We start from the raw sequence: 24,519 nt of genomic DNA on the forward strand, positions 1-24,519 counted from the left end.
GCGAGCAGCCGCAGGCACCCCCGGTTTGCTGGCTATCGAAGGCTTTTGTGCGACGCGAATTGACAACGATGCACTTTACGGCCAATAAAGAGACATTCGCGATGCCGTCGTCTTTCGGTCGACGGCGCCACGAAACACCAGATCATCCAGATCAAAGCACCCGGGGAGCATCATCGATGTCAGCGACACTCACGGCGGCGCCGGCCGCACGCTCGAATTTCGGACCGATGATGATCATCGGCATGCTGTTTTTCATCTTCGGCTTCGTGACCTGGCTCAACGGACCGCTGATCACCTTCGTCAAGCTGGCGTTTCAGGTCGACGATTTCTACGCGTTCCTCGTGCCATCGGCGTTTTATCTGTCGTACTTTTTTCTGTCGCTGCCGGCCTCTTTAGTGCTTCGCCGTACCGGCATGAAAAAAGGCATGGCGCTGGGCCTGTTCGTGATGGCCGTCGGCGCGCTGCTGTTCGGCCAGTTCGTCAGCATGCGCGTGTTTGCCGGCGCGCTCACCGGCCTGTTCGTGATCGGTGCCGGCCTGTCTCTTTTGCAGACGGCGTCGAATCCGTATATCAGCATTCTCGGACCGATCGACAGCGCGGCGCAGCGCATCGCCTTTATGGGCATCTGCAACAAGGTCGCGGGCATTCTCGCGCCAGTGCTGATCGGTACGCTGGTGCTGCACGGCATCGGCGATCTGGATCAGAAGGTGAAAGCCGCCGATCCGGTCACACGCGAAGCGCTGCTCAACGAATTCGCCTCGCGCATCCACGCGCCGTACCTGTTCATGGCTGGCGTTCTGGTGCTGCTGGCGATCTGGATCGCACGCTCCTCGCTGCCCGATATCGAAGCATCCTCGGCCAACAGCACGCCGGCACGCGCCGGCGATGCCATGGCCTCACATAGCATCATGCACTTTCCGCATCTGTGGCTGGGCGTGCTGTGCCTGTTTGTCTACGTCGGCGTCGAAGTGATGGCCGGCGACGCCATCGGCACCTATGGCGCCGGCTTCCATCTGCCGCTGGATCAGACCAAGTTCTTCACCGCCTTCACCCTGGGCGCGATGCTGCTCGGCTACGTCGCCGGCCTGCTGCTGATTCCGAAAATCGTGTCGCAACAGCGCTACCTGGCGATCTCGGCGGTGCTGGGCGTGCTGTTTTCGATCGGCGCGTTTCTCACCCAGGGCTATGTGTCGGTGGGTTTCGTCGCTTCGCTGGGCTTCGCCAACGCGATGATGTGGCCGGCGATCTTTCCGCTGGCGATCAAGGGGCTGGGTGCGCTGACCGAGCGCGGCTCGGCGCTGCTGATCATGGCGATTGCGGGCGGAGCGGTGATTCCGCAGCTTTTCGTGCATCTGAAAGAGCACGTCGATTTCCAGCTCGCCTTCATGCTGCTGATGGTGCCGTGCTATCTGTACATCCTGTTTTATGGGCTGGCCGGTCATCGCGTGGGCCAGCGCCGCTGAGCGGTTTACGCTCGGCGCTGTCGCTCCGGTCATGACCATAGGCTAGGATGCACGGCAGCACCGCACATCGCGCGCGGTGCGGTCGGCGCCGCGGCGCTGCCATCACAGTTGGCGAACGAGGTCTAGCGGTTGCGCAGTTCCACTATCAAGGATGTCGCAGAGAAGGCCGGCGTCTCGCTGAAGACGGTGTCGCGTGTGATCAACAACGAGCCGTCGGTGCATGCGCGTACGCGTGCCAAGGTCCAGCGCGAAATCGACGCGCTGGGCTACCAGCCCGATCCCTCGGCGCGCAGTTTGCGGAGCACGCGGGCTTACGCCGTCGGCCTGGTGTACGACAATCCGAACGCGCACTACATCATCAATATGCAGCGCGGCGTACTGTCGGCGTGTCGCAGCAGCGGCTTCGGCCTGCAGATCCATCCCTGCGATTCGTCTTCGTCCACACTGGCCGACGAGCTGTGCGAGCTGGTACGCCGTTCGCGTCTGGCCGGCCTTGTGCTGGCGCCGCCGATGTCGGAGCAGCCGGAGCTGATCCGCACGCTGACCGCGGCGAAAATTCCCTTTATGCGGATCATCTCGGCGCGACAGGATCCCAAAGACGGCTATCCCTGCGTTTACGTCGACGACCGCGACGCGGCGTATGCGATCACCGAGCATCTGATCCAGCTCGGCCATCAGCGCATCGGCTTTTTGTGGGGAGGTCGCGAGCACCGTTCCAGCCCCGAGCGTTACCAGGGTTACGAGGATGCGCTGAAGGATTACGGTATGACCTTGGATCGCAAGCTGATCCTGCCCGGCGATTTCACCTTCGACGATGGCTTTCGCGGTGCGCGCAAGCTGCTGGCGCTGAAGGATCGCCCCACCGCGATCTTCGGCTCCAACGACGAAATTGCCGCCGGCGTGCTGGCCGCAGCGCATTCGGACGGCATCAACGTGCCGTTCGAACTGTCGATCGCCGGTTTCGAGGACAGCCCGTTTTCCAAACAGTCGTGGCCCGCGCTGACCACCGCGCGCCAGGCTACCGAAGAGATCGCCCGCCATGCGGCGAAGCGGCTGATCGACGACCTGCAGCGCGAGGCCAACGGCGAGGCGCTGAGCACGGTCAACGAAGGTTTTCGTCCGGAACTCGTTGTGCGCGGCTCCACCGCACCGCGGCAAAATACGCCGCCGAAACGCTGAGCGCGCGCTCAGCGCTTGACGTTGTCGGTCTGCTCGATGAAGCGGGCCACGTTGTCATGCAGCTGCTTCAGCGACGCCTCGTGCGCATAGACCATATGCCCTGACGGATACCACGAGTAGCTGATGTTGGCATCGAGGCTGGCCGGGATCGGCATGTGGTGCATCTCGTAGTCGGCCGCGAAGAATGGCGTAGCCAGATCGTAATAGCCGCCGTTCAAATAGACCTTCAGATTCGGATTGGTCTTCATCGCCATCGCCAGATCCGGCATCACGTTGGTCGACGACTGCAGCGCCTCGCCGTTGACGCCCGGCGCCTTGTGCGACATGTCCCAGTGATCGATATCGGCGAACTCGCGGTACTGCAGGCCGTCGCCGAACTTGAGCTTGTTGCGCACGTAGTCGTTGAACGCGCCGATATACGCCGAGCTGATCGCCGAGGACTGCGGATCGTATTCGGAGTCTTTTGCCAGCGGATCGAGCGAGGGACCGGAGAAGCGGCTGTCCAGGCGGCCGGTGGTGATGTCGTCGCCCCCCTGCAGCTGCTGCTCGAACATGCCGCCGGTGACGCGCAGATCCGCCTTGATCAGATAATCGACCGGCAGCCCGGTGTACTGGTGCAGCCGCTGCGCCACTGCCTGCTTCTGCACCGCGCCCAGCCGCGAGCCGGCCATCAGCGCCTGCGCATAGTCGCCCAGCGCGTACTGCTTCACTTCCTCCAGGAACGGCTCCAGCGCCGCCGGCTGCTGCGGCAGCTTGTGGTGGTAGAAGGCGGTGGCGGCGAAGGTCGGCAGCGCCAGCTCGTACGGCAGATCGATACCGGGGTTGAACTGCGGCCCGTCGATGCTGGTATCGAAGCTGAGGATTTGAGAGAGCAGGATCACGCCGTTGAGATCGACGCTGTTCTCGTTCTCCAAGATATTGGCCAGCACGGCCGAGCGCGTCGTGCCGTAGCTTTCGCCGAACAGGTATTTGGGCGAATTCCAGCGGCCGTACTTCGACAGGAACTGGGTGATGAACTGCGCAAAGGCGTGTCCGTCGCCGTCGACGCTGTAGATCGCCTTCTTGCGATCCTTCATCTGCTCGTCGCGCTTGGACTTGTCCTCGTCCGCCGCAATCAGGCGGCTGAAGCCTGCGCCCGGTGCGTCGATAAACACCACGTCGGTGGCATCGAGCAGGCTGTAATCGTTGTTGACCAGGCCGTACGGCGCGGCCGGCGTGTGGCTGTCGTCGGCGGTGACCACGCGCTTGGGCCCGAATGCGCCCATGTGCAGCCACACCGTGGCCGAACCCGGGCCGCCGTTGTAGATGAAGGTGATCGGCCGCTTGCCCGGCTCGGCACCTTTCTTCATATAGGCGACGTAGAACATACTGACCTGCGGCTCGTCCTCCTTGTCGCCGCTGCCATGCAGGACCAGCGTGCCGGCCACCGCTTTGTAGCTGATGCTGTGACCTTCGACCGACACCGACCCGTCGGTGATCGAGGTCTGCGATTTCAGTAGCGCGGATTCGGGCTTGTCGTCCTTTTTCTCGTCCTTCTTGTCGGACGAACCGGCAAAAGCCGATGAGCTCAGCAAAAGGGCGGCAAGCGCCGCAGCGAGGGTAAATTTGCGCATGAGGGCCGGGTCCTGGGCGCCCGGGCAGAAACGCCCGGGCAAGCGCCAGCATAGGCATGCCGTCTCCCCGCTTTCATCACCCAGAAGTCATACGTCGGCGGTGCGCTCCGATCGCTTCGCCGACGCGGTGCCATCGCTCGGCGACAGCCGCTGGCCGCCGCTTCTGCGCGTTTGCCAGATCCAGCGCGTCATCAAGGCAGACACCCCGATGTTGACGATGACTTCGCCGGGCCAGATATCACCGTAAACGAATTTCCCCACACTGAATAACGCCGCCAGCATGCCCATGGCATTGACGCTGCCTCCCGAAGCGATGAGCGCGCAGCACACGCGGACTGTTCGAGGCATCTGTCGTCCGGTCAATACCCATAGACCGCAGATGGCCATGATCAGGCTGCAGGCGAGATTGATCGTCATCAGGATCATGGCAGCTTCCTCTCATCGGCACCGGCAATACGATCGATGAGGCGGTTGGCCAGCGCCTCGCCCCGGCTATCGATAAGCTTCTGCGACAGCTCGGTGAGCTTCAGCCCGAAACAGCCGACGAAGAACGAAATACCGGCATTGACCTGCGCCGGCGAGGTCGAAAAAAAATGCCGTTCCAGCGCGGGCGCGAAGAACGTGGCCATCAACGCCCCGCAAGTGACCTGAGCCAGCGCGCGTGCGCGTGACGAAGTGCCCTGGCCGATGGCCACGGGCAGAAAGGCTCCGCCGACACCGGCCAGAAGAAGCCAGAATTGCGTAAGAAGATCGGAATCCATGGCTCGCCTCCGTTCAACGCGTGGATGGACGCGGCGTCAGCACACCGGTCCAGTCGATGTCACCCTGCTTCAACGAGATCAACGCTTCATCAGCCGATGATTCGCCCACGATCAAATCGCCCGGACCCAGGTGATCGCAAAAACCGCCCGTCGACGATGACGCATCGAAGCGGTAGTGATTGCCGTCTTTTTCCGTGTCGAGAAAGCCGGCTTCGATGCGGCAGCCGTAAGGTTGCCCGACATGCAGGCTTGCCGATGTCGGCTTTAGCCCGACATCGACGCGAACGCTGTTTTTCACCGAATGCACGACGCCGCTCCACCGGCCGGTCGGCGTCGTTTGCGACAACACGCTCGTCGACAGGCCCAACAGCAGCGAAACGAGGATGACCGGGTACTTCGAATGGCGACGGAACATAGGAACCTCCTGGGGTTGGCCTAACGGTAGGTGAGGTACAAAAGCACGGCCGCGAGCGCGGCGCATGCGACGATCAGACCGACGAACAAGGCGACCGTCGATCGGTTAAAGAGGTGCCGGGGCCGCTGAAACGCGGCGCCCAGAGAGTCGACCAGCGCCGCCTCCAGCGCGGGCGAAACGCTCAAGTGCTTGATGCGCTGCATGGGCTCACTGCTCCATGTCGCGTACGAGGGCGGGCAAGATGAGCGGTCGACCGTCGATGTCGATTTGCGGCTGCCAGGCGTTCGTCGACGCGTAGGAAATACGCACATGATGCAAAAGCTTGCGCGATAGCCACGCAAAGCGCGGCTTGCCCAGCGACATCGTCAACACCGGCGTCGGCTGCCCGCGCTGGCGGAGAAAATGCACGCGGCAATCGAACTCGACCGACATCATCGCGATATGCGGCGTACGGCGATCGCGAAACTCGCTCAACGCTATCGTGACGGGCGTGCATGGTGCATCCTGCGCGGGACTCTGCGGTATCTGCACCCGCAGCGCGACGTGATCGCTGTCGTCCATCCCGCCACGTGCCAGCTGCGCCTCCCGGCGCCGGCGAATCGAATCGTTGGCTCCGATCACGGCGTCCTGCAGGGCAAAAATCAGCGCATCGAGCGCACATGTCGTCATGGCACGCTCCTAGTTTTCCTGCATCCAGATCGGCTTGCGCGGAAAGCCGACGTGGTAGCAAAGCCACTGCAGCACGACCTGGTGTTCGCCGATCTGAAGAATCGTGAAGCTCTTCTCGATACCGACAATGGTGCCCCTGGGCGTATCGGTAAGGCAGCGGTTGAGCAGCGCGCGTGCCTCCTCCACCTGCGTTTCGGAACGCATCTGGTTCGGGTTGTCGCTGCCGACCACCACGCGCTTGATGTACTTGACGTCGCTCAGATCGAACATGGAGTCTTCCCGGTGAAGGTCGATACGCGACGCCAGGCTGACGCCGCGTATCGACAAGCTGCGATCTACCAACCTTTACGGCGTGCCGCCGGCGGCGCCACCCGCGGGAAGCGCTGCCGGGGCGGTGCTGGCGGGTACCGCCACCGGGGCGCTGATGCGACGGGGTGCGCAGGCGGTCTGCAGGATGTCCATCACGCGGGCCAAGCCTTCGGGCATGCCACTGTCCTCGGCATGCACGGCCACGTGATACTTGGCCGAGTTGTCCGACGTACGGGTATTTTCCTTGTGCGTAGCGACCGAGCCGGCGACATGCACCTTCGCCGAAAAAATGCCCCAGCCGATCGACATGTCGGCGGAGAACTCACCCTTCTTGTCCTCCGACTCGCTTTGCGAGTACGACGACTTCACTTCCATGTCGAAGGTGATGTCGACCGTGGTGACGCTGAGATTGGGTACCTTGACGATAGCCAGCAGCGGCACCTCCAGCTCGACCTCTTCCTCGGCGATGCCGTCGGCCCCGGGCGTCGGGTTGTCGACCGGACGCTTGAACTTGAACGTGGCCGTGCGCGTATCGCCGACCGCGTTGGGATCGGTGCTTCCCGCCGCGGGCGGCAAAAAGCCGATGACCTTGATGAAGTCCGCAGTGGCCTGGGCCAGTTTGACCTGTGCTTCGCAGGCCGCACTGAGCGGACCTCCGATGAGGTCCCCCATCGGCAGACCCTTGAACTGACTGGACATGTTGACGAGTTCGTCAGCCATGATGATTGCTCCTTTACAAGTGGATAGGGCGCGGCGCACGCGTCGGTGCGTCACGGATCAGCCGTGCGGCGTTTATCCGCCCGGCTTGAACGTCTTGAAAACGCCTTGGGTCTGCGCAAGGTGATTCATCAGGCGCGCTGCGCCATCGGTCGGCTCGCTTCCTTCGACGCGCAGCACGACATGGACCGAACCGCCTTTTCGACTCGGCGAACCGACCGCGGTATCGACCTGGAGGGTGCGCTTGCCGGGTTGTGCTTTCACACGCCAATCGCCGCTGGCGGTATCGGTCTGCGCGGTGGCGGTACCGACCTGGGGCGGTTCGCTATCGACCAGGCTGCCGAGGTCCGCGTCGAACGTGATTTCGACATCCTTGATGCGCAGCACGTTGGTCGACACCAGCGGAAGGATCGGCGCGCGGTAGAGATCTTCGTCGCCATCGACGGCTTGTGGATGCATCGAGGGCATCCGTATGACGACACTCTTGGGTCGATTGTCCTCGTCGAAGAAATCGCTCAGGTGGGCGACCTGGTATTGCTCGATGCGCTCCTGCGCATCGGTCACCGCGCCAGCGATCGCTTCGATCAATTCATTCAGAGAGGTCTGCGTTGCCATGTGCTGCGTGCTCCAGGAAGAGTGCGTTGTGGCCGGATTTAAGCGCCGAGGTCAGGAAAAGAGGCGACGCGGTTGAGCCAGCCCTTCAAGAATTTCCGCAATGCCGGCCGTTGTTCGGCCAGGTTGCGGTAGTAATCGATGCGACCCTGCTTGAAGCGCGCGTACGCCGCCTTCTGGTCGCAGGCCTGCAGCGCGGCGAGCGTGCCTTTGCCGATGGCGCCGTCCACGGCCAGCGGCGGCTTCGCGCCGAGATCGTTCAGCACCTGCTGCAGCAGCTTCGCGGAGCGGTTGCCGGCATTGACCTGAAAGTCGAACACGATGTCGGCCAGCGGTTGCAGGCCGATCCGGTCGCCCTGGATCGGATCCCAGTAAAGCGCCTTGTAGATCACGCCGGCCTGGTCGTCCGTCAGCGCCTTCAACGCATCGAGCGTCGGGGCGACGCCGAGCAGGCGTTGCGCGCACTGCTTGAACGTTCCCAGCGTGACGCCCTTGTTGGTCGCCCCACCAGGATCGACGGGGTCGTCGACGAAACCCCCTTCATGCCGAAGCAGCGTGGGGAAAAAAAGTTTGAAGTCGGCCATGGCGAAATTCTCGTGGGCGGATTCGAAAGCCGTACGCTTGGCATCCGGCACCCCCACTATCGCGATCGTTCATGCCGCCGGGCATCGGCAGAATGCTGATTGCACGCCGCCATTTGTCTGATGGATCGAGCGATCCGTTCTGGCGCGCACAGGGCGGCGAAAAATCGGGTTTTGCCGATGTCGGCGACCGCCGGCTAACCGACACGCTCTCTCGCCATCGCTTGCCGGCGTCAGCGACGTATGGTCATGAGCGATAAAGTGATAGACGTCCATCTAGGTTTCATGGACGAAGAGGTGAACACCGTCCTCAACGGACTGCGCGACAAGGAGATGCAGGAAAAAGTCGCCATGCGCCGGCCGGCCGTGATGATCGAACGCAGCCGTGTCGATCTGCGCAAGACCGATATCGAGGCGGTCAAATACGCCGGCGCGCAACTGGCCGACCGAGTCGGCGAGGACGTCAGCTCGAGAGCGTTCTCGCGCGTGCGATATCGGTATTCCTGCAGCAGGACAACGCCGCCGAGAAGCCGCTTCGGCATACGAACATCGGCGTGCTGCACGCGTTTTATCGGAATCGCCACCGACCTGTTGAAGGAATGCGCTGACCTGCCGGCAAGCAGCGGCGGTGTATTCGCCCATGCGCCAGCGGCCGAAGTGCTCGCCGCTCTGGCCGAGGCGACCACGCTCACCCTGCACCGTTGGGTGACCGCCAAACCGATCGCCCTGCAAGCGAGAAGCGCCGGCGCGCGGCGCGGACGATGGCGACCTAAGACCCCGAATCGAGTGTGGTCAGTCCCTCGCGCAGCGCGTATCGCGTCAGCTGCGCCATACCGTGGATACCCAGTTTCGCCATGATGTGCTCACGATGGGTCGCGACCGTCTTGGCGCTGATATGCAGTCGTTCGGCGATGGCCTGAGTGGAATAGCCTTCGGCAAACAATTGCGTGATCTCCCGCTCGCGCGTGCTGAGTCCCGCGTCATCCACGATCTCAGGACGACTGCGGGTGCGGCAACCCTCGACCAACGCGTGTGCCACGTCGCGGGCGACGTAGTAACGCGAACTCAGCACCGTTTCTATCGCCTCGAGCAACTCGGTGAACGCACACCGTTTGAGCACGTAGCCATGGGCGCCCGCATCGAAGGTCGCCCGTACCCAATGCGGCTCCTCATGCATCGACAGGCAGAGCAGACGCGTATGGGTATTCTGCTCGGCGATGCGACGCGCGGCCTCGATGCCATTGAGACCGCGCAAGGAGCAATCGAAGAGCATCACATCGGGCGCGTCGCGCAGAGCCATGCGTACGCAGTCGCGGCCATCGCCCGTGCTGCCGATCACGTCAAAACCGGAGTGCACGGCCAGCAAAGCAGCCACGCCCTCGCGCAGCAGCGCGCAGCCGTCCGCCAGTAGCACGCTCCGGCGCCTCATCACCGCGGCGCCGCTTGCGCTAGCCGGACGGTCCGCACGGACAAGCCGATGCCCGGCCATCCGCATCGTTGTACGTACCTGTGGATATCCGGCGAACCGTATTGCCGGTAGGCGAGACCCCTTCCGCGGATCGGTCCAGTCCATAACGAGGCCGCTGTCCCAGAACCATCGATCGGCGCTGGAACGTACCCGACCCATAACCCATCTTGCTCGTTCTGCAGGTTTTGTCCGGCCGGCTCCTGGACCGCCACGGTGTGGCTGAAGCGCGTTGACGGTCGCTGCATGATCGGTGCCTCCATGTCGGGGGAAACACCGTGACGTGGGGCCTGCCGTTATGTCCTTCCGAAAACCTTACGGTGATTTATCGGCCGAATAATCAACAATTTATATGCACGTACCGATTATCGCGAAGCCGTCGAAGCTTTCGCGACGATCGGTTTGACTGTCGTGCACGAGCGCGATACCACTGCACGTCGGGTGAAGGGGAATCGCCATGTTCGTGAGGGAAGAAGCCGCCTTTTTCAATTTTGGCGACTGGATCGTGCGGCCGGCCGAGCGTTCGCTCGAACGTGCCCGGGAGCGCATCGTACTCGAGCCCAAATTGATGGATGTACTGACCTATCTTGCCGGTACCGGCGGTGTCGTCGTGAGTACCGAGCAGTTGCTGATCGATTGCTGGCGCGGCACGTTCTACGGCGACAACCCGGTTCACAAGACCATTGCGCTGCTGCGCAAGGCATTGAAGGACGACGCCAAAGCGCCCCGCTATATTTCTACCGTGCGCAAACGCGGCTATCAGGTGGTGGCCGACGTGGCATTTTCCGACGAGCGCCTGCGCGGCCCGCCCTCACGGCATACCTGGACCGACGGATCGCCCTTTCGAGGTCTGCTGCCGTTCGATACCGAGCATGCCGCCCTGTTCTTCGGCCGCGCAAAGGCCACCTCGGAACTCCTTTCGGCTTTGCGGGCTCAACGACGCAGCGGCTGCGCCTTCGTTCTCGTCACCGGGCCGAGCGGGAGCGGCAAATCGTCGTTGGTACACGCCGGCATCGCCGCGTCGCTGCGCCGCGAAGCCGGCAGCGGCGGCATCCGCGCCCTCGCCGTCGCCAGCTTTGCCGCCAAGATCCATGGCATGACGCCGCACGAGGCGCTTGCCGCGGCGATGACGCAATGGGAAGTGCTTGGCCGCCCCATTTTTCTGGAGACCGAACGAAAGGCTCTCACCACCGCACTGCGTGAGGATATGCCGGGCGTTCTCGATCGTATCGCCCACAGTCTGCGCGGCCACGCACAACGGCGCGATGGCGACAGCGCGCTTTTGGTGGTGGAGACGCTCGAAGCATTGGTGGCGACACCCACCGTGTCGGCCGACGAATGCTCGGCCTTCGTACAAACGCTGGCGCAACTGGCCCAGAGCGGGCACGTTATGGTTCTGGCCTTATGCCGCAACGACTTCTATCCCAAACTGATGGACATCCCGGCGCTGCTCGCACTCAAGCGCGGCGGCGGCCTGTACGACGTCGAGATGCCGACCGAGGGGGAAGTGGCGCAGATGATCCGACTCCCGGCATTTTCCGCCGGCCTGTCGTTTGAGCGCGACGCGATCACCGAGCGGCAGCTGGACGACGTACTGCTCGACGGCGCCTGTCGCCGACCCGGTGTGCTGCCACTGCTGCAGTACACGCTGCAGGCTCTCTATGAACGGCGCGACGCCCGTGGTCAGCTGACATTTGCCGCCTACCGCGAGCTGGGCGGCTTGGAGGGCGCTCTCGCACAGCAGGCGGAAACTGTCTTTGCCGAATTCGATGGCGATGCCGCGAATGCATTTGCCGATGTTTTGCAGAGCCTGATCGTCGTCACCAGCGACGGTGAGGAGGTAACCGCGTGCAGGGTGCGCTGGCGCGATCTTGCCAGCGCTTCGCAGCAGCGGGTCGTGCGGCGTCTGGTGGATGCGCACTTGCTCGTCAGCCTGCTCGAGGGTGACGAACCGTGCTTCACCGTGGCGCACGAAGCCTTGTTGAGGCACTGGCCGCGCATCGTCGACTGGGTCGAATCGCACCGCAGCGTTTTACGATCGCGTGCGCGCATCGCCGAGATGGCGCGGCGCTGGCTCAACGAAGGCCGGCGCCAGGAACATCTTTTGCCGCGCGGCCTGCTGCTGGCCGAGGCGCGCAGGCTCTACAAAACGGCATCGCCTCCGATGAGCGCGCCGCAGCGGATTTTCGTGCGACGCAGCCTGCGCGGCGTGCGCATCCGGGCCACGCTGTTGGCGGCGGCGTGCACGCTGATCGTGGCGCTCGCACTGTTTTCGTCATGGGCGACGCTCATGGCCCGTCGATCTGAAACGCGCGCCGAGCAGCGCCGTGCCGACGCCGAGGGCCTGATCGATTTCATGCTGGGGGACATGCACGAGCGACTCGATGCCTTAGGCAGGCTCGATCTGCTGGATGCCGTGACCGGACGCGCCATGCGCGTTCTCGATCATGGCTGGCAAACGGGCAGGCCCGACGACGTGTTGAGGCAGGTGCGGGCGCTGCGCGAAATCGGAGAAATTCGCTTCACTCGCGGCGATCTCGACTCGGCCACGCAAGCTTTCAACGCCGCGGATAAACGTCTGCAGCCACTATCGGCCGATCATGGGGAACTCCCTGCCATCGATGCCGAACTCGGCAAGCTGGATTTCTGGCGTGGCCAGGTCGCGACACGACAAGGCCGGATCGGCGACGCGTATCGGGCATGGCAGGCGTATTTGACCGACGCCAGCCGGCGCGCGGCGCTGGAGCCGCGGCAACCCGATGCCTGGCTGGAACTGTCTTACGCGAACAATTGCCTGGGTACCTATGCGCTGCAAGCCGACCGACTGGAAGACGCGGCCGCGTTTTTCAAGCAGTCCGTTGCCTTGAAGCAACGCGTCTTGGCGGTTCGCCTGAAGGATCAAAAGACCTGGCTGGAACTTGCCGATACGCTGAGCTGGCTGGCCCTGTCCGAACAGCAGAACGGCCATCTTCGCCCGGCGCTGAACACGCTCGAGGCGGAAAGGCAGGCCGTGCAGAAAGCCCGGGGATCCGGCGCTCCGTCCAACCTGTGGCGATATCGCCATGCGCTGGCCGATCTTCATGTCGCCAAAGCCGAGGCCGATCTGGGCCTCGTCGCGCAGGCTGCGGTGGATTATTCGACCGCCACAACGCGCTTTGCCGAGCTGGTCGACGAAGTCCCGGACAATCAGAAGTGGCGGCGTGACCTTGCCTATGCCCTACTCCAGCAGGGTTGGCTTTTTTATGGCATGCACCATCCGGCTCAGGCCGTCCACAGCCTGTCCGAGGCCGAAGATACCTTGCACATGCTGCTGGCGACCGACCCAAACGTTTCGGATTGGCATATCTTGATGGCGCTGGATCACAATTACCAAAGTGTGGTCGCACTGGGGCAAGGCCAGAAGGAAAAGGCTATGGCATTGATAACCGCCGCATGGAAGGACATGGCAGCGCACGACGCTGCAAAAATCACCGTTGCCGGCGACGTGTTGAAATCCATGCTGGAAATCACCTCCGGCGAAGTCGCCGCCGCACAGAACGATCGTGCCTCCATGACGGCGTATGGGCTCGACGTCATCACGCTGCTCCAGCCGCGCCTTGCGGCCAGCCACGACCCACGCCTGCTAGACCCCTATATCCGCGCGTCTGTTCTCATCGGGCGTCGCACCGAGGCAAGTCCGTACCTGCAACGATTGAAAGACGCCGGGTATCGTTCACCCATGTTCGATGCCTCTCTTAAAAACCAGCCAAGCAAGGCCTTGAACCGATGAATGCAAAATCCTCTCCCATCGACGTCACGCTCACCGTCAAAGACAGCCTGCTCGGACAGGGCAATACCGGAGGCGGTCGTTACAGCTACACCTTCGAGCCCGATCTGATCCACGTCACCGAGCGCGATACCGAAATCGTCTATCGGCTGGCGGAAGGTGACTGGCCCCGCTTCCGGATCGCCAACCTCTATACGACCGATACAAAGGAGCAACTGGAGCGGATGGAAGTACGCAAGGACGGCGCCGAACTGGCCGTGATGCATCGCAATACCCGTCAGCAGCTTACCGTGGTGTCGCTGCTGGTCCACGACACCAAGCACGAGCGTCACGTCAATTGCGACCCCCAGGTGACGAACGACCCGCCGCCCGTCTCAGGCACTTGAGGGGTTTACCCCAGATCGATCGGAGGCGAACCCGCAAGACGCTGTCGTGCCTAAGAGCCTGTTCAACGTCTCCGCGTGGCCCGCGCCGGGAGCTGTTTGCCCGCAGGCCAAGGAAGAACGCGGGGAGGCGCCATGGATGGCGCCGGCTTTGAGGAGCGAGGAGTGGGCGTCCGTCCAAGACGGAGTGATGACGCCGGCCTGCGGGCAAACAGATCAGGCCGATAGCGGCTTGTGCGCGAAGTAGCGCGCCGGCGGCTGACCGAAGTTGCGCCGGAACATCGCCACGAAGGCGCTGACGCTGTCGTAACCCAGCGCATCGGCAACGGTGGCCACCGACGTACCTTCCGCCAGCTGTTCCAGACCGCGGCTGAGCCGCGCCTGCTGGCGCCACTGCGCAAAGCTCAGTGCGGTCTCCACGCGAAACAGCCGACTCAGGCTGCGCGCGGACAGGCCGGCCCAGGCGGCCCAGTCCTCCAGGCTGCGGTTGTCCTGCGGCTGTTCGAGCACGGCCTGCGCGATGCGCAGCAATCGGCGGTCCAGGGGCATCGGCAGGTGCAACGGCTCGCGCGGCGCGCGACGCATCTCGTCGAGCAGCACCGTCATCACCCGCTCCTGTTCCTCGTTCAAGCTGGCTTGCCATGTCCACGAACTGGCACGGCGTACCAGCGCACGCGTCAACTCGCTGACGCCGATGACGCAAGGATGATCGGGCAAGCCGTGCTCGATGGCCGGTGTGATGAACACGCCCCAGCCGCTCATCGCGCCGCTGACGCTGACCGTATGCGGCTCGCCCGGCGGTATCCAACCGGCGCGATGCGGCGGCAACAGCCACGAGCCATGCTTCGTATGCACATGCACCAGCCCGCTCTCGATGCAGAAAAATTGCCCGCGCAGATGGTGATGCCAGCCGTAGGTCTGCGTGCCTTTGCGGTATTCGCTGGCAGCTTCGTGCTCGATCCAGTAGCCGATCAACGCCGGACCTTCGAGCCGTTCGATCAGTTCATAGAGCTGCTGTTTGGACGTCATGGCCGGTTCTCGATACATATTGACCAAATGACGTTATCAGATTGCCGCCGAGCTGCCTAAGCTGTGAGTTCCACCAAGCATGTGCCGATGGGAAAGCCGGCCGCTGCCGCCGCTCGCGGCTTTCCTTCCATACCGCCCCTGAGCGCGCTACCGCGCCCGGCGGGATCCACCCGCCCTCAGCCAGGGCGAGGCAGGGTCGCCATGCCCAGAATCGAGGATGCCCATGCCGCCGATCAAGCTGATCTCTGTCAACGCCACGCCTGCCGCGTCGCCGCTCGAAGCTTTTATTGCCTGTGCACACCAGATGCTCGATCCGAGCACGCCCGAGGCGGTGCGCCAAGCGACGGAGCCGCGGTTGCTGGCCCAGCTGCCGACGCTTCGTGCCCTGGGCGTGTTCGAGCTTTTCGAGGTACGCGATCCGGCCCTGCGCACCTGGCTGGCCGACGAAATGGCCCACTACGGAGCAAATAAATGAAATCTTGCTGAAACAAACATAATTAAACATATATTTGCCTTGACAAATATATTGCCGGCAATAGAATGCACGGCTTATGAAACCAGCCCATCCTCCTGAAACCGTGCCTTCTCAGCCATCGCCCCAACCCACTCTCGGCTGGCTGCTGGCGACGGTGCGCGCTGAACTGGTGCGCGCCATCGAGGCGGAATTCGCCGACAAAAACGTCGATTTGAGCTTTACCCAGTATTTGATCCTCAAAAAGTCTCATGAGCTGGGTTCGGTATCGGCGACCGAACTGGCCCGCGCCGTGGAACTGGATGGGGGCGCGATGACGCGCCAGCTCGACCATCTGGAGCGCAAGGGCTATCTGCGCCGCACCCCGCATGCGCAGGATCGCCGCGCCCTTCGCATCGAGCTGACCGAAGCTGGACACACCATGTGGCGCGATACCGCCTATGTCTGCAGCGACCGCGTGATGACCGCGGCCCAGCGCAGCTTGAACGCGACCGAGCGCGCGCAGCTGCACGATTACCTGGAGCGCGTGCTGAACACGCTCCGCGACAAGCCTTGATCTCTACCTTTTCTGGACCTCGACCCATGCGCCTGCATCGACTCGCAGCAGCGACTGCTTTAACCCTGGCACTGGCCGGTTGCGCCAGCAGCGGCGGCCTGCATTCGGACGGCACGCTGACCGACCCGAACTCGCTCAAGACCGAGCAGAGCCTGGCCCGCCTCAACGTGTCGCCGGCTGCGTGGCCGAGCGAGGACTGGTGGACCGGGCTGGGTGATCCGCAGCTGAGCGCGTTGATCGAGGAAGCGCTGCAGACCAACCCCGATCTGGCGATGGCCGACGCGCGGGCGCGCGAAGCGCAGGCGCAGGCAGGGATCGCCAATGCGGCGCGCCTGCCGAAAATCAACGCCGGCGGCAGCGTGGGCGATGCACGCCTGCCGGTCACCGCGCAGCCGCTCGGCAACGGCCACGCCGCGCCGTTCAAATACGCCGACATCAGCTTCAGCTGGAGCCTCGATCTGTGGGGCGGCAAGCGCGCCGCGTGGGAAGCCGCGCTGGGTCAGGCCCGCGCCTACGAGATCGAACGCCGCGCGGCGCGCATCGAGGTGTCGGCAAACGTCGCGCGCGCCTATGTGCAGCTGGGTTATGCGTATGCCGGTCAGGACGTGGCCAAGGCCGAACTGGCCCGCGCCGACAGTGCGCGCACGCTGACCCGCCAGCGCGTGGCTGCCGGTATCGACAACCAGATCCAGCTCAAACAGAGCGACTCCGAAGTCGCCAGCGCCAACGAACAGCTAGCTGTCGCCAAGCACTCGATCGAAACGGCCCAGTCGATGCTGTCCGTATTGCTTGGCAAGGGGCCGGATCGCGGCCTGACCATCGCCCGGCCGCAAGTGCTCAATCCCGCGGCGGTCGCGGTGCCGGACAACCTGCCGGTGGATCTGATCGGCCATCGCGCCGACCTCGTGGCCGCGCGCTGGCGCGTCGAGGCTGCGAGCAAAAACATCAAGGTCGCACAGACGCAGTTTCTGCCCAACGTCAGCATCGGCGCCTACGCCGGCCTGATCGTGCTGGGCGGTGACAACCTGTTTCAGGCGCCAGCGCGTTTCTTCAGCGTGGCGCCGTCGATCAGCCTGCCGATTTTCGACGGCGGCCGCCTGCGCGCCAACCTCGCCGGCAAGGACGCGCAGTACGACGAGGCGGTGGCGCAGTACAACAAGATCCTGGTAGGCGCAGTCAACGACGTGGCGAACGACCTGTCGGGCCTGCGCTCGCTGCAGGATCAGATCACCGCGCAACAGCAGGCCATCGACGCCGCCAACGGCGCGTGGCAGCTGGCGCAGCAGCGTTATCAGGCCGGCATCGGCAGCTATCTGGAAGCGCTCAGCGTGCGCCAGCAGTTGCTCGCCGCGCAGCGCGAGATGGCCGGCCTGCAGTCGCAGCAGGTCGATCTTTCGGTCCAGCTGATCCAGGCGCTGGGCGGCGGTTTCCATCCGCAAGGCCTGCCTGGCCAGGACGACGCCAAGCCGATGACCAGCTCCGCCTCCCCTTCTTTCCCTACCCCTTCACGTTCCTGAGGCAGCACCATGTCCAGCCAACCACCCGATCAGAACAATAAAACTGATCCAAACCACTCTGGTCAGGGCAAGCCCGATCAGTCCACGCTCGCCGGCAAGCCGGCCGGCGCCGATACCAGCAAGCCGAAGAAGAGTTCGCGCGGCCTGATGCTGCGCATCCTCGCCGTCGTCGTCGTGCTCGGTATCATCGCGTGGCTGCTGTGGTACTTCCTCGACGGCCGCTGGCACGAGAGCACCGACGACGCCTACGTCAATGGCAACGTAGTGATGGTCACGCCGCAGGTGGCCGGCACGGTGGTGAGCATCGGCGCCGACGACGGTGACCGCGTGCACGCCGGCCAGGTGTTGGTGCAGCTCGACCCCAGCGACGCCGAGGTGATGGTGGCCGAAGCCAAAGCCAACCTCGCCAACACGGTGCGCAAGGTGCGCGGCCTGTACGCCAGCGTCGATGGCGCCAAGGCCGACGTGGCCCAGCGCATGGTCGCTTTGGAGAAGGCGCGCGCCGACTACAACCGCCGGCGCGAGCTGGCCAAAACCGGCGCGATCTCGGCCGAGGAACTGTCGCATGCCCGCGACGCGCTGGACGCCGCGCAGAGCGGCCTGACCTCGTCGCAGCAGCAGTACCAGAGCAACAAGGTGCTGGTGGACGACACCGTGGTCGCCTCGCATCCGGATGTGCAGGCGGCTGCCGCCAAGCTGCGTTCGGCCTATCTCGACGACGTACGCTCGACCCTGGTTGCGCCGGTAGACGGCTATGTGGCCAAACGCTCGGTGCAGGTCGGCCAGCGCGTGATGTCGGGCACGGCGCTGATGGCCGTGGTACCGCTGCACGCGGTGTGGATCGATGCGAACTTCAAGGAAACCCAGCTGACCAAGATGCGCCTGGGCCAGCCGGTGGAAATCAGCTCGGACGTCTACGGCGGTGCGGTGAAGTACAAGGGTCGCATCGAGAGCCTGGGGGTGGGCACCGGCAGCGCGTTCTCGCTGCTGCCGGCGCAGAACGCCACCGGCAACTGGATCAAGATCGTGCAGCGCATCCCGGTTCGCGTGTTCTTCGACGACCTGCGGCAGCTGGACCAGCATCCGCTGCGCCTGGGCATGTCGGTCACCGTGGATGTCGGCCTGCACGACCAGAACGGTCCGACCCTGTCGCAGCATTCGCCGACCCAGCCGGTGTTCAGCACCGACGTCTACAAGCAGCAGCTGGCCAATGCCGACCTGGAAATCGCCAAAGTCATCCACGCCAATATGGCTGGCAACAACTGATCGCATCGCTCGCCATCGGCGTGAGCGCGGCCGTGCCGCTCTCCGCTGATGGCGACGTGCCCGACACTCTTCACTGACGCAGATCCTCATGGCCGAAGCATTCCGTCCACCCAACCTTGCGCTGAGCACGATCGGCCTGTCGCTGGCCACGTTCATGCAGGTGCTGGACACCACCATCGCCAACGTGTCGCTGCCGACCATCGCCGGCAACCTCGGCGTGAGCAGCGACCAGAGTACGTGGGTGATCACCTCGTTCGCGGTGAGCATGGCGATCTCGCTGCCGCTGACGGGCTTTCTCACGCGCCGCTTCGGCGAGGTGAAGCTGTTCGTCTGGAGCACCCTGCTGTTCGCGCTGACCTCGTTCCTGTGCGGCATTTCGCAAAGCATGGGCATGTTGATCATGTTCCGCGCCATCCAGGGTGCGGTCGCCGGCCCGATGTATCCGATCACGCAGAGCATGCTGATCGGCATCTACCCGCCGGAAAAACGCGGCATGGCGCTGGCGCTGCTGGCGATGGTCACGGTTGTTGCGCCGATCGCCGGCCCGATTCTCGGTGGCCTGATCACCGACAACTATTCGTGGCCGTGGATATTCTTCATCAACGTGCCGATCGGCATCTTCGCCAGCATGGTGGTGGCCAACCAGATGAAGGCCCGCATCGAGCAGCTGCAGCGGCCGAAGATCGACTACGTCGGCCTGGTCACCCTGATCATCGGCGTGGGCGCGTTGCAGATCGTGCTGGACAAGGGCAACGACGAAGACTGGTTCAACTCCAACTTCATCATCGTCACCAGCATCATTTCGGCCATTGCACTGATCGTGTTCGTGATCTGGGAGATGACCGACAAGGACCCGATCGTCGATCTGCGACTGTTTCGCCACCGCAATTTTCGCTACGGCACGATGGCGCTGGTATTGGCCTACGCCGCGTTCTTCGCGATCGGCCTGCTGGTGCCGCAGTGGTTGCAGCGCAACCTCGGCTATACCGCGACATGGGCGGGTTACGCCACGGCTCCGTTGGGCATCATCCCGGTGCTGCTGACCGTCGTCGTCGGCAAATACGCTACACGCTTCGACCTGCGCTTGCTGGCCTCCGGCGCGTTTCTGGTGATGGGCTCCACCTGCTTCATGCGCTCGGATTTCTACCTCGACGTCGACTTCTATCACGTCGCCATGGTGCAGCTGGTACAAGGCTTGGGCGTGGCGTTGTTCTTCATGCCGGTGCTGACCATTCTGCTATCGGATCTGAAACAGAGCGAGATCGCTTCCGGTTCGGGACTGGCCACCTTCTTGCGCACGCTGGGCGGCAGCTTCGCCGCCTCGCTCACCACCTTTCTGTGGGATCGTCGCGCCATCGTGCATCACGAGCAGCTGGCCGAAGGCATCACGCCGTACAGCCCCACCGCGCAGACCGCCATCAGCCAGCTCGGACACGGCGACGCGACCACGGGCAGCTCGATGATCAACAACATGATCACCCAGCAGGGCTACCAGATCTCGTTCAACGAGGTATTCCACCTGCTGGGTTGGATCTTCTTCTCGCTGATCGTGGTGATCTGGCTGGCCCGGCCGCCGTTTGCGGCAAAGGCCGGCCCGGCCGCCGGCGGTCACTGATGGACCTGCCATCGACACTTGAAGTTGCGTCACTCGAACAGCACTTACGGTAAGCGAGCATTCACTTTCAAGCGACGCGCCATCGAAAACCATGGCGCGAATTCTTTCCGCAACCACGGACCTGCCAATGCACCCCTTCCAGAAACTTCTGTGCACCACTCTCGCCGTTGCCCTCGTTGGCTTGAGCCTGCCGGCCGCGGCCGCCACGTTCGAGATCGAAGCCGGCCGCAGCTACTCCAACAGCCACGGCACGCCGGCTGTTTTCGTGGAAGGGATATTCGATGCGCAGCCGATCGGCAGCAGCAACTTCACCTGGGCGCCGGACGTTTCGCTGGGCTGGATCGACGGCCGCAATCTTTATAATCACCGCATCGAAGGCGAGAACACCCGCGACAACGCCTTTCTGCTCGGCGCCGGCGCCCGCTTCCAGTACGGCCAGCCCGGCGACTGGTACCGCCATCTGTTTTTCAGCTTCCAGCCGACGTACAACACCGGCCGCACGCCGGGGCTGAGCGGACCACTGGAATTTGCCAGCACGTTTGGCTGGCAGGGCAAGCATTTCAGCCTGCAGCTGCGGCACATTTCCAACGCAGGCATTCATGAGCCCAACCGCGGAGAGACGATGGCGCTGGTCGGCGTGAGCTTCTGACCGTCTCGTCCGCTTTATTTCGCTGATATCGAAATCCCCGGCCTCGCGCCGGGGATTTTTTTTTGGGGCGCGGCGCCCGAGCCTTCGGTTCCAAACTGAGCGATGATGCGTCGGTTGCGCAGCCCCCTTACGGAACCATCGCCATGTCCTCACCGCGCCCCCAACAAGCCTCGAAGGCCAAAGCATCGCTGACCTCGGGGCCGATCGCTTCGACATTGCTGTTCTTCGCGCTGCCGATTCTCGGCAGCACCGTGCTGCAGTCGCTGAACGCGTCGGTCAATGCGATGTGGATCGGCCACTACCTCGGCGAGGCCGCACTCTCGGCGGGCAGCAATTCGTCGCTGATCATCTTTCTGCTGCTCAGCATGGTATTCGGCGTGAGCATGGCCAGCACGATTCTGGTCGGCCAGAGCCTGGGCGCGCGCAATATCGACGAGGCCAAGCGCGTGGTCGGCACCGGCACCGGGTTCTTTGTGGCGCTGTCGGTGCTGGTGTCGGTGGCGGGCTATCTGGGCACGGCATCGATTCTGCGTTTGCTCGGCACGCCGGCCGATGCGCTGCCGTTCGCGATCGCCTATCTGCACGTGATCTTTATCGCGATGCCGGCGATGTACTTCCTCAACTTTCTGATGATGACGCTGCGCGGCGCCGGCGACTCGAAGACGCCGCTGATCTTCATGGGCGTGGCCGTGCTGCTGGATATCGGACTCAATCCCCTGCTGATCTTCGGCATTGGGCCGTTCCCGAAGATGGGCATCGCCGGCTCGGCTACCGCCACGCTGATCGCACAGATCATCGCGCTGGCTGCACTCATCGCCACGCTGTACCGACGCAAGCATTTTCTGCGGCTGACCGGCGCCGAACTGGGCTATCTGAAACCGGACCCGGCGCTGCTGCGCGCGCTGGTGTTCAAAGGCCTGCCGATGGGCCTGCAGATGATCGTGATCTCCAGCTCGGCGATCCTGATGATGCGCCTCGTCAACGCATACGGTTCGCATACCGTGGCCGCCTACGGCGCCGCCAGCCAGCTATGGACGTATGTGCAGATGCCGGCGATGGCGATCGGTGCGGCGGTATCGTCGATGGCCGCGCAGAACGTCGGCGCGCGGCTGTGGGATCGGGTCAGCCGCATCGCGCGCACCGGGCTGATCTACAATTTTCTGCTGGGCGGCACACTGATCGGCATCATTTATCTGTTCAACCGCGCGGCGCTCGGGCTGTTTCTTCCGCACGACGGCGAAGCGATCCGGCTGGCGATGCATCTGAACGTCATCGCGGTATGGTCGTTCCTGTTCTTCGGCGCCACCTTCGTACTGTTCGGTGTGGTGCGCTCCACCGGGGCGGTGTGGCCGCCGCTGTTCGTGCTGCTGATTTCGATGTGGTTTATCCGGCCGCCCTTCGCACTGCTGCTGCAGTCGCGGCTCGGGGCGGATTCGATCTGGTGGAGCTTTCCGCTGGGCTCGCTGGTGTCGATGCTGATGGCGATCGGCTATTACCGCTACGGCGGCTGGCGGCGAGCGCACATGCTCCGGCCAACGGCAGCCGAACAGGCACCCACGACCGGGCAGGGCGTGCCGGCAACGGCAATCATGCCGGTTACCGACTGACGAAAGTTCTTCCGTTCAGTGGAGAAACGGCCGCTTTGCAGGGCCGCAATATAAAGCTGCCACGCGACTGTCATTCGGCCTGCCTAGAGTGGCCGGATGATTTTTGCACTTTTGTTCGGCCGCTCGGCATCTATTCTTTTCCCCTGTGCGGAAACGGCCGCGGCGAACGATCGGCCGCATGCGCGGGGCCGGAGCCGATGACGCTTTCGCGTCGCCGCTTTTTGGTGGGCGCAGGCACCTTGGTAGGCGCCTGCGCGCTGACCGATGCGCTAAGGCCGGTACGCGCAGCACCCGGCATGTCCATGCCGATGAAATCGGCGGATAGGAAAATGCCGCAGCTGGCGGCGCCGAAGGTGCCGCTGCTCAACCCGACCTCACTGAGCAAATTCGTCGATGCGCTGCCGGTGCCGCCGATCGCGCGCGCCGCCGGGCAGCGCACGCATCCGGCGTATCCCGGCCGCACGCTGCCGCTCTATCGCATGCAGATGCAGGCGTTTCGATCCAAACTGCACCGCGATCTGCCGCCTACGCCGCAGTGGGGCTACAACGGCAGCTCACCCGGCCCAACCATCCAGACCACGCGCGGCGAGCCGCTGCTGATCGAGTGGGCCAACGACCTGCCGACCACGCACTTTCTGCCGATCGATCACACCATCCACGGTGCGGAAAAGAACAAGCCGCTCGTACGCGCGGTCACACACGTGCACGGCGCGCGCGTACCGGCCGGCAGCGACGGCTGGCCGGAAGACTGGTACGTGCCGGGTAAATCACTGCAATACCACTACCCCGGCGTGCAGGACGCGGCCACGCTGTGGTACCACGATCACGCGATGGGCATCACCCGGCTCAACATCTACGCCGGATTGTTTGGCGCCTTCACTGTGCGCGATGCCGAGGAGCTGGCGCTCAACCTGCCCTCGGGCGATTACGACCTGCCGCTGATGCTGTGCGACCGGCTGATCGCGAAGGATGGCCAGCTGTACTACCCGGTGTCCGACGATCCCTCCGCGCCATGGGTGTCGGAATGCCACGGCAACGCCGTGCTGTGCAATGGCAAGCTGTATCCCTACTTCGAGGTCGAACCGCGACGCTATCGGCTGCGCCTGGTGAACGTGGCCAACACCAGTTTCTTCGATCTGTCGCTCTCGCACGATCATCCCTTCCAGCAGATCGCCAGCGATCAGGGCCTGCTCACCGCACCGCTGGAACGCTCACATATCCAGCTGTATCCGGCCGAGCGTGCCGACGTGGTTATCGACTTCTCCGGACTGGACGGCCAATCGTTGCAGCTTCGCCAGCAGTCCGAAGGCATTCTGGAATTTCGCGTGCGCGATCGCGGCAGGCACGATACCTCGGCGCTGCCGGCGGCGCTGCGGCCGGTGCCGCGCATCGATCCGGCCAGCGCCGTGCAGCATCGCCAGCTCGCCCTCGGCGAGCAGGACGACGCCGGTGGCAACGCCATGACGATGCTGCTGGACGGCAAGATGTGGTCCGATCCGATCAGCGAAAAACCTCGGCAGCACACCACCGAAACCTGGAGCTTCGTCAACATCACTGGCGACGCGCATCCGATCCATCTGCATCTGGTGCGTTTTCAGATCATCGATCGCCGACCGTTCGACCTGTTCGCCTGGAACGCACATCGCATCGTCAAATACACGGGCCCTGCGCAGCCACCGCCACCGCATGAAACGGGCTGGAAGGATACCGTGCGCGCCGACGCCGGCATGGTCACCCGCATCGCCATGCGCTTCGACGGCGAGCCCGGCCGCTACGTATGGCACTGCCACTTCCTCGAGCACGAGGACAACGAAATGATGCGGCCCTACGAGCTTTTGCCCGCTTGAAATCGCCTTTTCCTGCGAATCGACGCGA

Annotated in this window: 25 protein-coding genes; 12 read left to right on the forward strand and 13 right to left on the reverse strand. The window is 63.6% G+C overall.

Annotated features, from left to right (window positions below; all coding sequences use genetic code 11):
* Window positions 1–176: 176 nt before the first annotated feature.
* Window positions 177–1,463, forward strand: coding sequence for a sugar MFS transporter (locus HDE78_RS09930; protein ID WP_179478799.1), 1,287 nt, complete (start codon window positions 177–179; stop codon window positions 1,461–1,463).
* Window positions 1,464–1,592: 129 nt separating this feature from the next.
* Window positions 1,593–2,642, forward strand: coding sequence for a LacI family DNA-binding transcriptional regulator (locus tag HDE78_RS09935; RefSeq protein ID WP_179478801.1), 1,050 nt, complete (start codon window positions 1,593–1,595; stop codon window positions 2,640–2,642).
* Between the two features lie 8 nt (window positions 2,643–2,650).
* On the opposite strand, the gene HDE78_RS09940 is transcribed toward HDE78_RS09935, so the two are convergent.
* The 12 genes from HDE78_RS09940 to HDE78_RS10000 all read right to left on the reverse strand — a co-directional run bounded on the left by HDE78_RS09940 (window position 2,651) and on the right by HDE78_RS10000 (window position 9,733).
* On the reverse strand, window positions 2,651–4,255 hold the full coding sequence (locus HDE78_RS09940; protein ID WP_179478803.1) for a peptidase S10: 1,605 nt from the start codon (window positions 4,253–4,255) through the stop codon (window positions 2,651–2,653).
* Window positions 4,256–4,342: 87 nt separating this feature from the next.
* Window positions 4,343–4,681 (reverse strand): hypothetical protein, encoded by a 339-nt coding sequence (locus tag HDE78_RS09945; protein ID WP_179478805.1) that lies wholly within the window; start codon window positions 4,679–4,681, stop codon window positions 4,343–4,345.
* Entirely contained in the window at window positions 4,678–5,016 is a 339-nt protein-coding gene (locus HDE78_RS09950) for a hypothetical protein (protein WP_179478807.1), read from the reverse strand. The genes HDE78_RS09945 and HDE78_RS09950 overlap by 4 nt, the downstream gene beginning before the upstream one ends.
* Before the next feature lie 13 nt (window positions 5,017–5,029).
* The gene (locus HDE78_RS09955; RefSeq protein WP_179478809.1) at window positions 5,030–5,431 is read right to left on the reverse strand and encodes a hypothetical protein; all 402 of its coding nucleotides are present in this window, start codon (window positions 5,429–5,431) and stop codon (window positions 5,030–5,032) included.
* A 20-nt stretch (window positions 5,432–5,451) separates the two neighbouring features.
* Window positions 5,452–5,634: a hypothetical protein gene (locus HDE78_RS09960; RefSeq protein ID WP_179478811.1), complete on the reverse strand. Its 183-nt coding sequence runs from the start codon at window positions 5,632–5,634 to the stop codon at window positions 5,452–5,454.
* Between the two features lie 4 nt (window positions 5,635–5,638).
* Window positions 5,639–6,100, reverse strand: a complete 462-nt coding sequence (locus tag HDE78_RS09965; RefSeq protein WP_179478813.1) for a hypothetical protein — start codon at window positions 6,098–6,100, stop codon at window positions 5,639–5,641.
* A gap of 9 nt (window positions 6,101–6,109) precedes the next feature.
* Window positions 6,110–6,370, reverse strand: coding sequence for a hypothetical protein (locus HDE78_RS09970; RefSeq protein WP_179478815.1), 261 nt, complete (start codon window positions 6,368–6,370; stop codon window positions 6,110–6,112).
* 75 nt (window positions 6,371–6,445) lie between these two features.
* Complete coding sequence (locus HDE78_RS09975) at window positions 6,446–7,129, reverse strand: DUF2589 domain-containing protein (RefSeq protein WP_179478817.1); 684 nt, start codon at window positions 7,127–7,129, stop codon at window positions 6,446–6,448.
* A 72-nt stretch (window positions 7,130–7,201) separates the two neighbouring features.
* Entirely contained in the window at window positions 7,202–7,741 is a 540-nt protein-coding gene (locus HDE78_RS09980; protein WP_179478819.1) for a DUF2589 domain-containing protein, read from the reverse strand.
* 38 nt (window positions 7,742–7,779) lie between these two features.
* A complete protein-coding gene (locus tag HDE78_RS09985) occupies window positions 7,780–8,322 on the reverse strand; it encodes an N-acetylmuramidase (protein WP_179478821.1) in 543 nt (180 codons plus the stop codon).
* Window positions 8,323–8,595: 273 nt separating this feature from the next.
* Entirely contained in the window at window positions 8,596–9,051 is a 456-nt protein-coding gene (locus HDE78_RS09995) for a hypothetical protein (RefSeq protein WP_179478825.1), read from the reverse strand.
* Window positions 9,052–9,088: 37 nt separating this feature from the next.
* Window positions 9,089–9,733 (reverse strand): response regulator transcription factor, encoded by a 645-nt coding sequence (locus HDE78_RS10000; RefSeq protein WP_218862254.1) that lies wholly within the window; start codon window positions 9,731–9,733, stop codon window positions 9,089–9,091.
* A gap of 508 nt (window positions 9,734–10,241) precedes the next feature.
* Between HDE78_RS10000 and HDE78_RS10005 the strand changes: the two genes are divergently transcribed.
* The gene (locus tag HDE78_RS10005) at window positions 10,242–13,553 is read left to right on the forward strand and encodes a winged helix-turn-helix domain-containing protein (RefSeq protein WP_179478829.1); all 3,312 of its coding nucleotides are present in this window, start codon (window positions 10,242–10,244) and stop codon (window positions 13,551–13,553) included.
* A complete protein-coding gene (locus HDE78_RS10010; protein WP_179478831.1) occupies window positions 13,550–13,936 on the forward strand; it encodes a hypothetical protein in 387 nt (128 codons plus the stop codon). Before HDE78_RS10005 ends, HDE78_RS10010 begins: the two co-directional genes overlap by 4 nt.
* A gap of 213 nt (window positions 13,937–14,149) precedes the next feature.
* Here the strand turns inward: HDE78_RS10010 and HDE78_RS10015 are convergent, their stop codons facing one another.
* On the reverse strand, window positions 14,150–14,962 hold the full coding sequence (locus HDE78_RS10015; protein ID WP_218862255.1) for a helix-turn-helix transcriptional regulator: 813 nt from the start codon (window positions 14,960–14,962) through the stop codon (window positions 14,150–14,152).
* Window positions 14,963–15,185: 223 nt separating this feature from the next.
* Between HDE78_RS10015 and HDE78_RS10020 the strand changes: the two genes are divergently transcribed.
* The 8 genes from HDE78_RS10020 to HDE78_RS10055 all read left to right on the forward strand — a co-directional run bounded on the left by HDE78_RS10020 (window position 15,186) and on the right by HDE78_RS10055 (window position 24,491).
* Complete coding sequence (locus HDE78_RS10020; RefSeq protein WP_179478835.1) at window positions 15,186–15,437, forward strand: hypothetical protein; 252 nt, start codon at window positions 15,186–15,188, stop codon at window positions 15,435–15,437.
* A gap of 76 nt (window positions 15,438–15,513) precedes the next feature.
* Window positions 15,514–15,990, forward strand: a complete 477-nt coding sequence (locus HDE78_RS10025) for a MarR family transcriptional regulator (protein WP_179478837.1) — start codon at window positions 15,514–15,516, stop codon at window positions 15,988–15,990.
* Window positions 15,991–16,016: 26 nt separating this feature from the next.
* The gene (locus HDE78_RS10030) at window positions 16,017–17,507 is read left to right on the forward strand and encodes an efflux transporter outer membrane subunit (RefSeq protein WP_179478839.1); all 1,491 of its coding nucleotides are present in this window, start codon (window positions 16,017–16,019) and stop codon (window positions 17,505–17,507) included.
* Window positions 17,508–17,654: 147 nt separating this feature from the next.
* Window positions 17,655–18,773, forward strand: a complete 1,119-nt coding sequence (locus HDE78_RS10035; RefSeq protein ID WP_255457750.1) for an HlyD family efflux transporter periplasmic adaptor subunit — start codon at window positions 17,655–17,657, stop codon at window positions 18,771–18,773.
* An 88-nt stretch (window positions 18,774–18,861) separates the two neighbouring features.
* Complete coding sequence (locus tag HDE78_RS10040) at window positions 18,862–20,388, forward strand: DHA2 family efflux MFS transporter permease subunit (protein ID WP_179478843.1); 1,527 nt, start codon at window positions 18,862–18,864, stop codon at window positions 20,386–20,388.
* Between the two features lie 127 nt (window positions 20,389–20,515).
* Window positions 20,516–21,037: an acyloxyacyl hydrolase gene (locus HDE78_RS10045; RefSeq protein ID WP_179478845.1), complete on the forward strand. Its 522-nt coding sequence runs from the start codon at window positions 20,516–20,518 to the stop codon at window positions 21,035–21,037.
* A 143-nt stretch (window positions 21,038–21,180) separates the two neighbouring features.
* Window positions 21,181–22,644 carry an MATE family efflux transporter gene (locus HDE78_RS10050; protein WP_179478847.1) on the forward strand — a complete coding sequence of 488 codons (1,464 nt, stop codon included), beginning with the start codon at window positions 21,181–21,183 and terminating at the stop codon, window positions 22,642–22,644.
* A 197-nt stretch (window positions 22,645–22,841) separates the two neighbouring features.
* Entirely contained in the window at window positions 22,842–24,491 is a 1,650-nt protein-coding gene (locus HDE78_RS10055; RefSeq protein WP_179478857.1) for a multicopper oxidase domain-containing protein, read from the forward strand.
* Window positions 24,492–24,519 lie beyond the last annotated feature (28 nt).

Source organism: Rhodanobacter sp. K2T2, assembly GCF_013408815.1.
Classification (GTDB): domain Bacteria; phylum Pseudomonadota; class Gammaproteobacteria; order Xanthomonadales; family Rhodanobacteraceae; genus Rhodanobacter.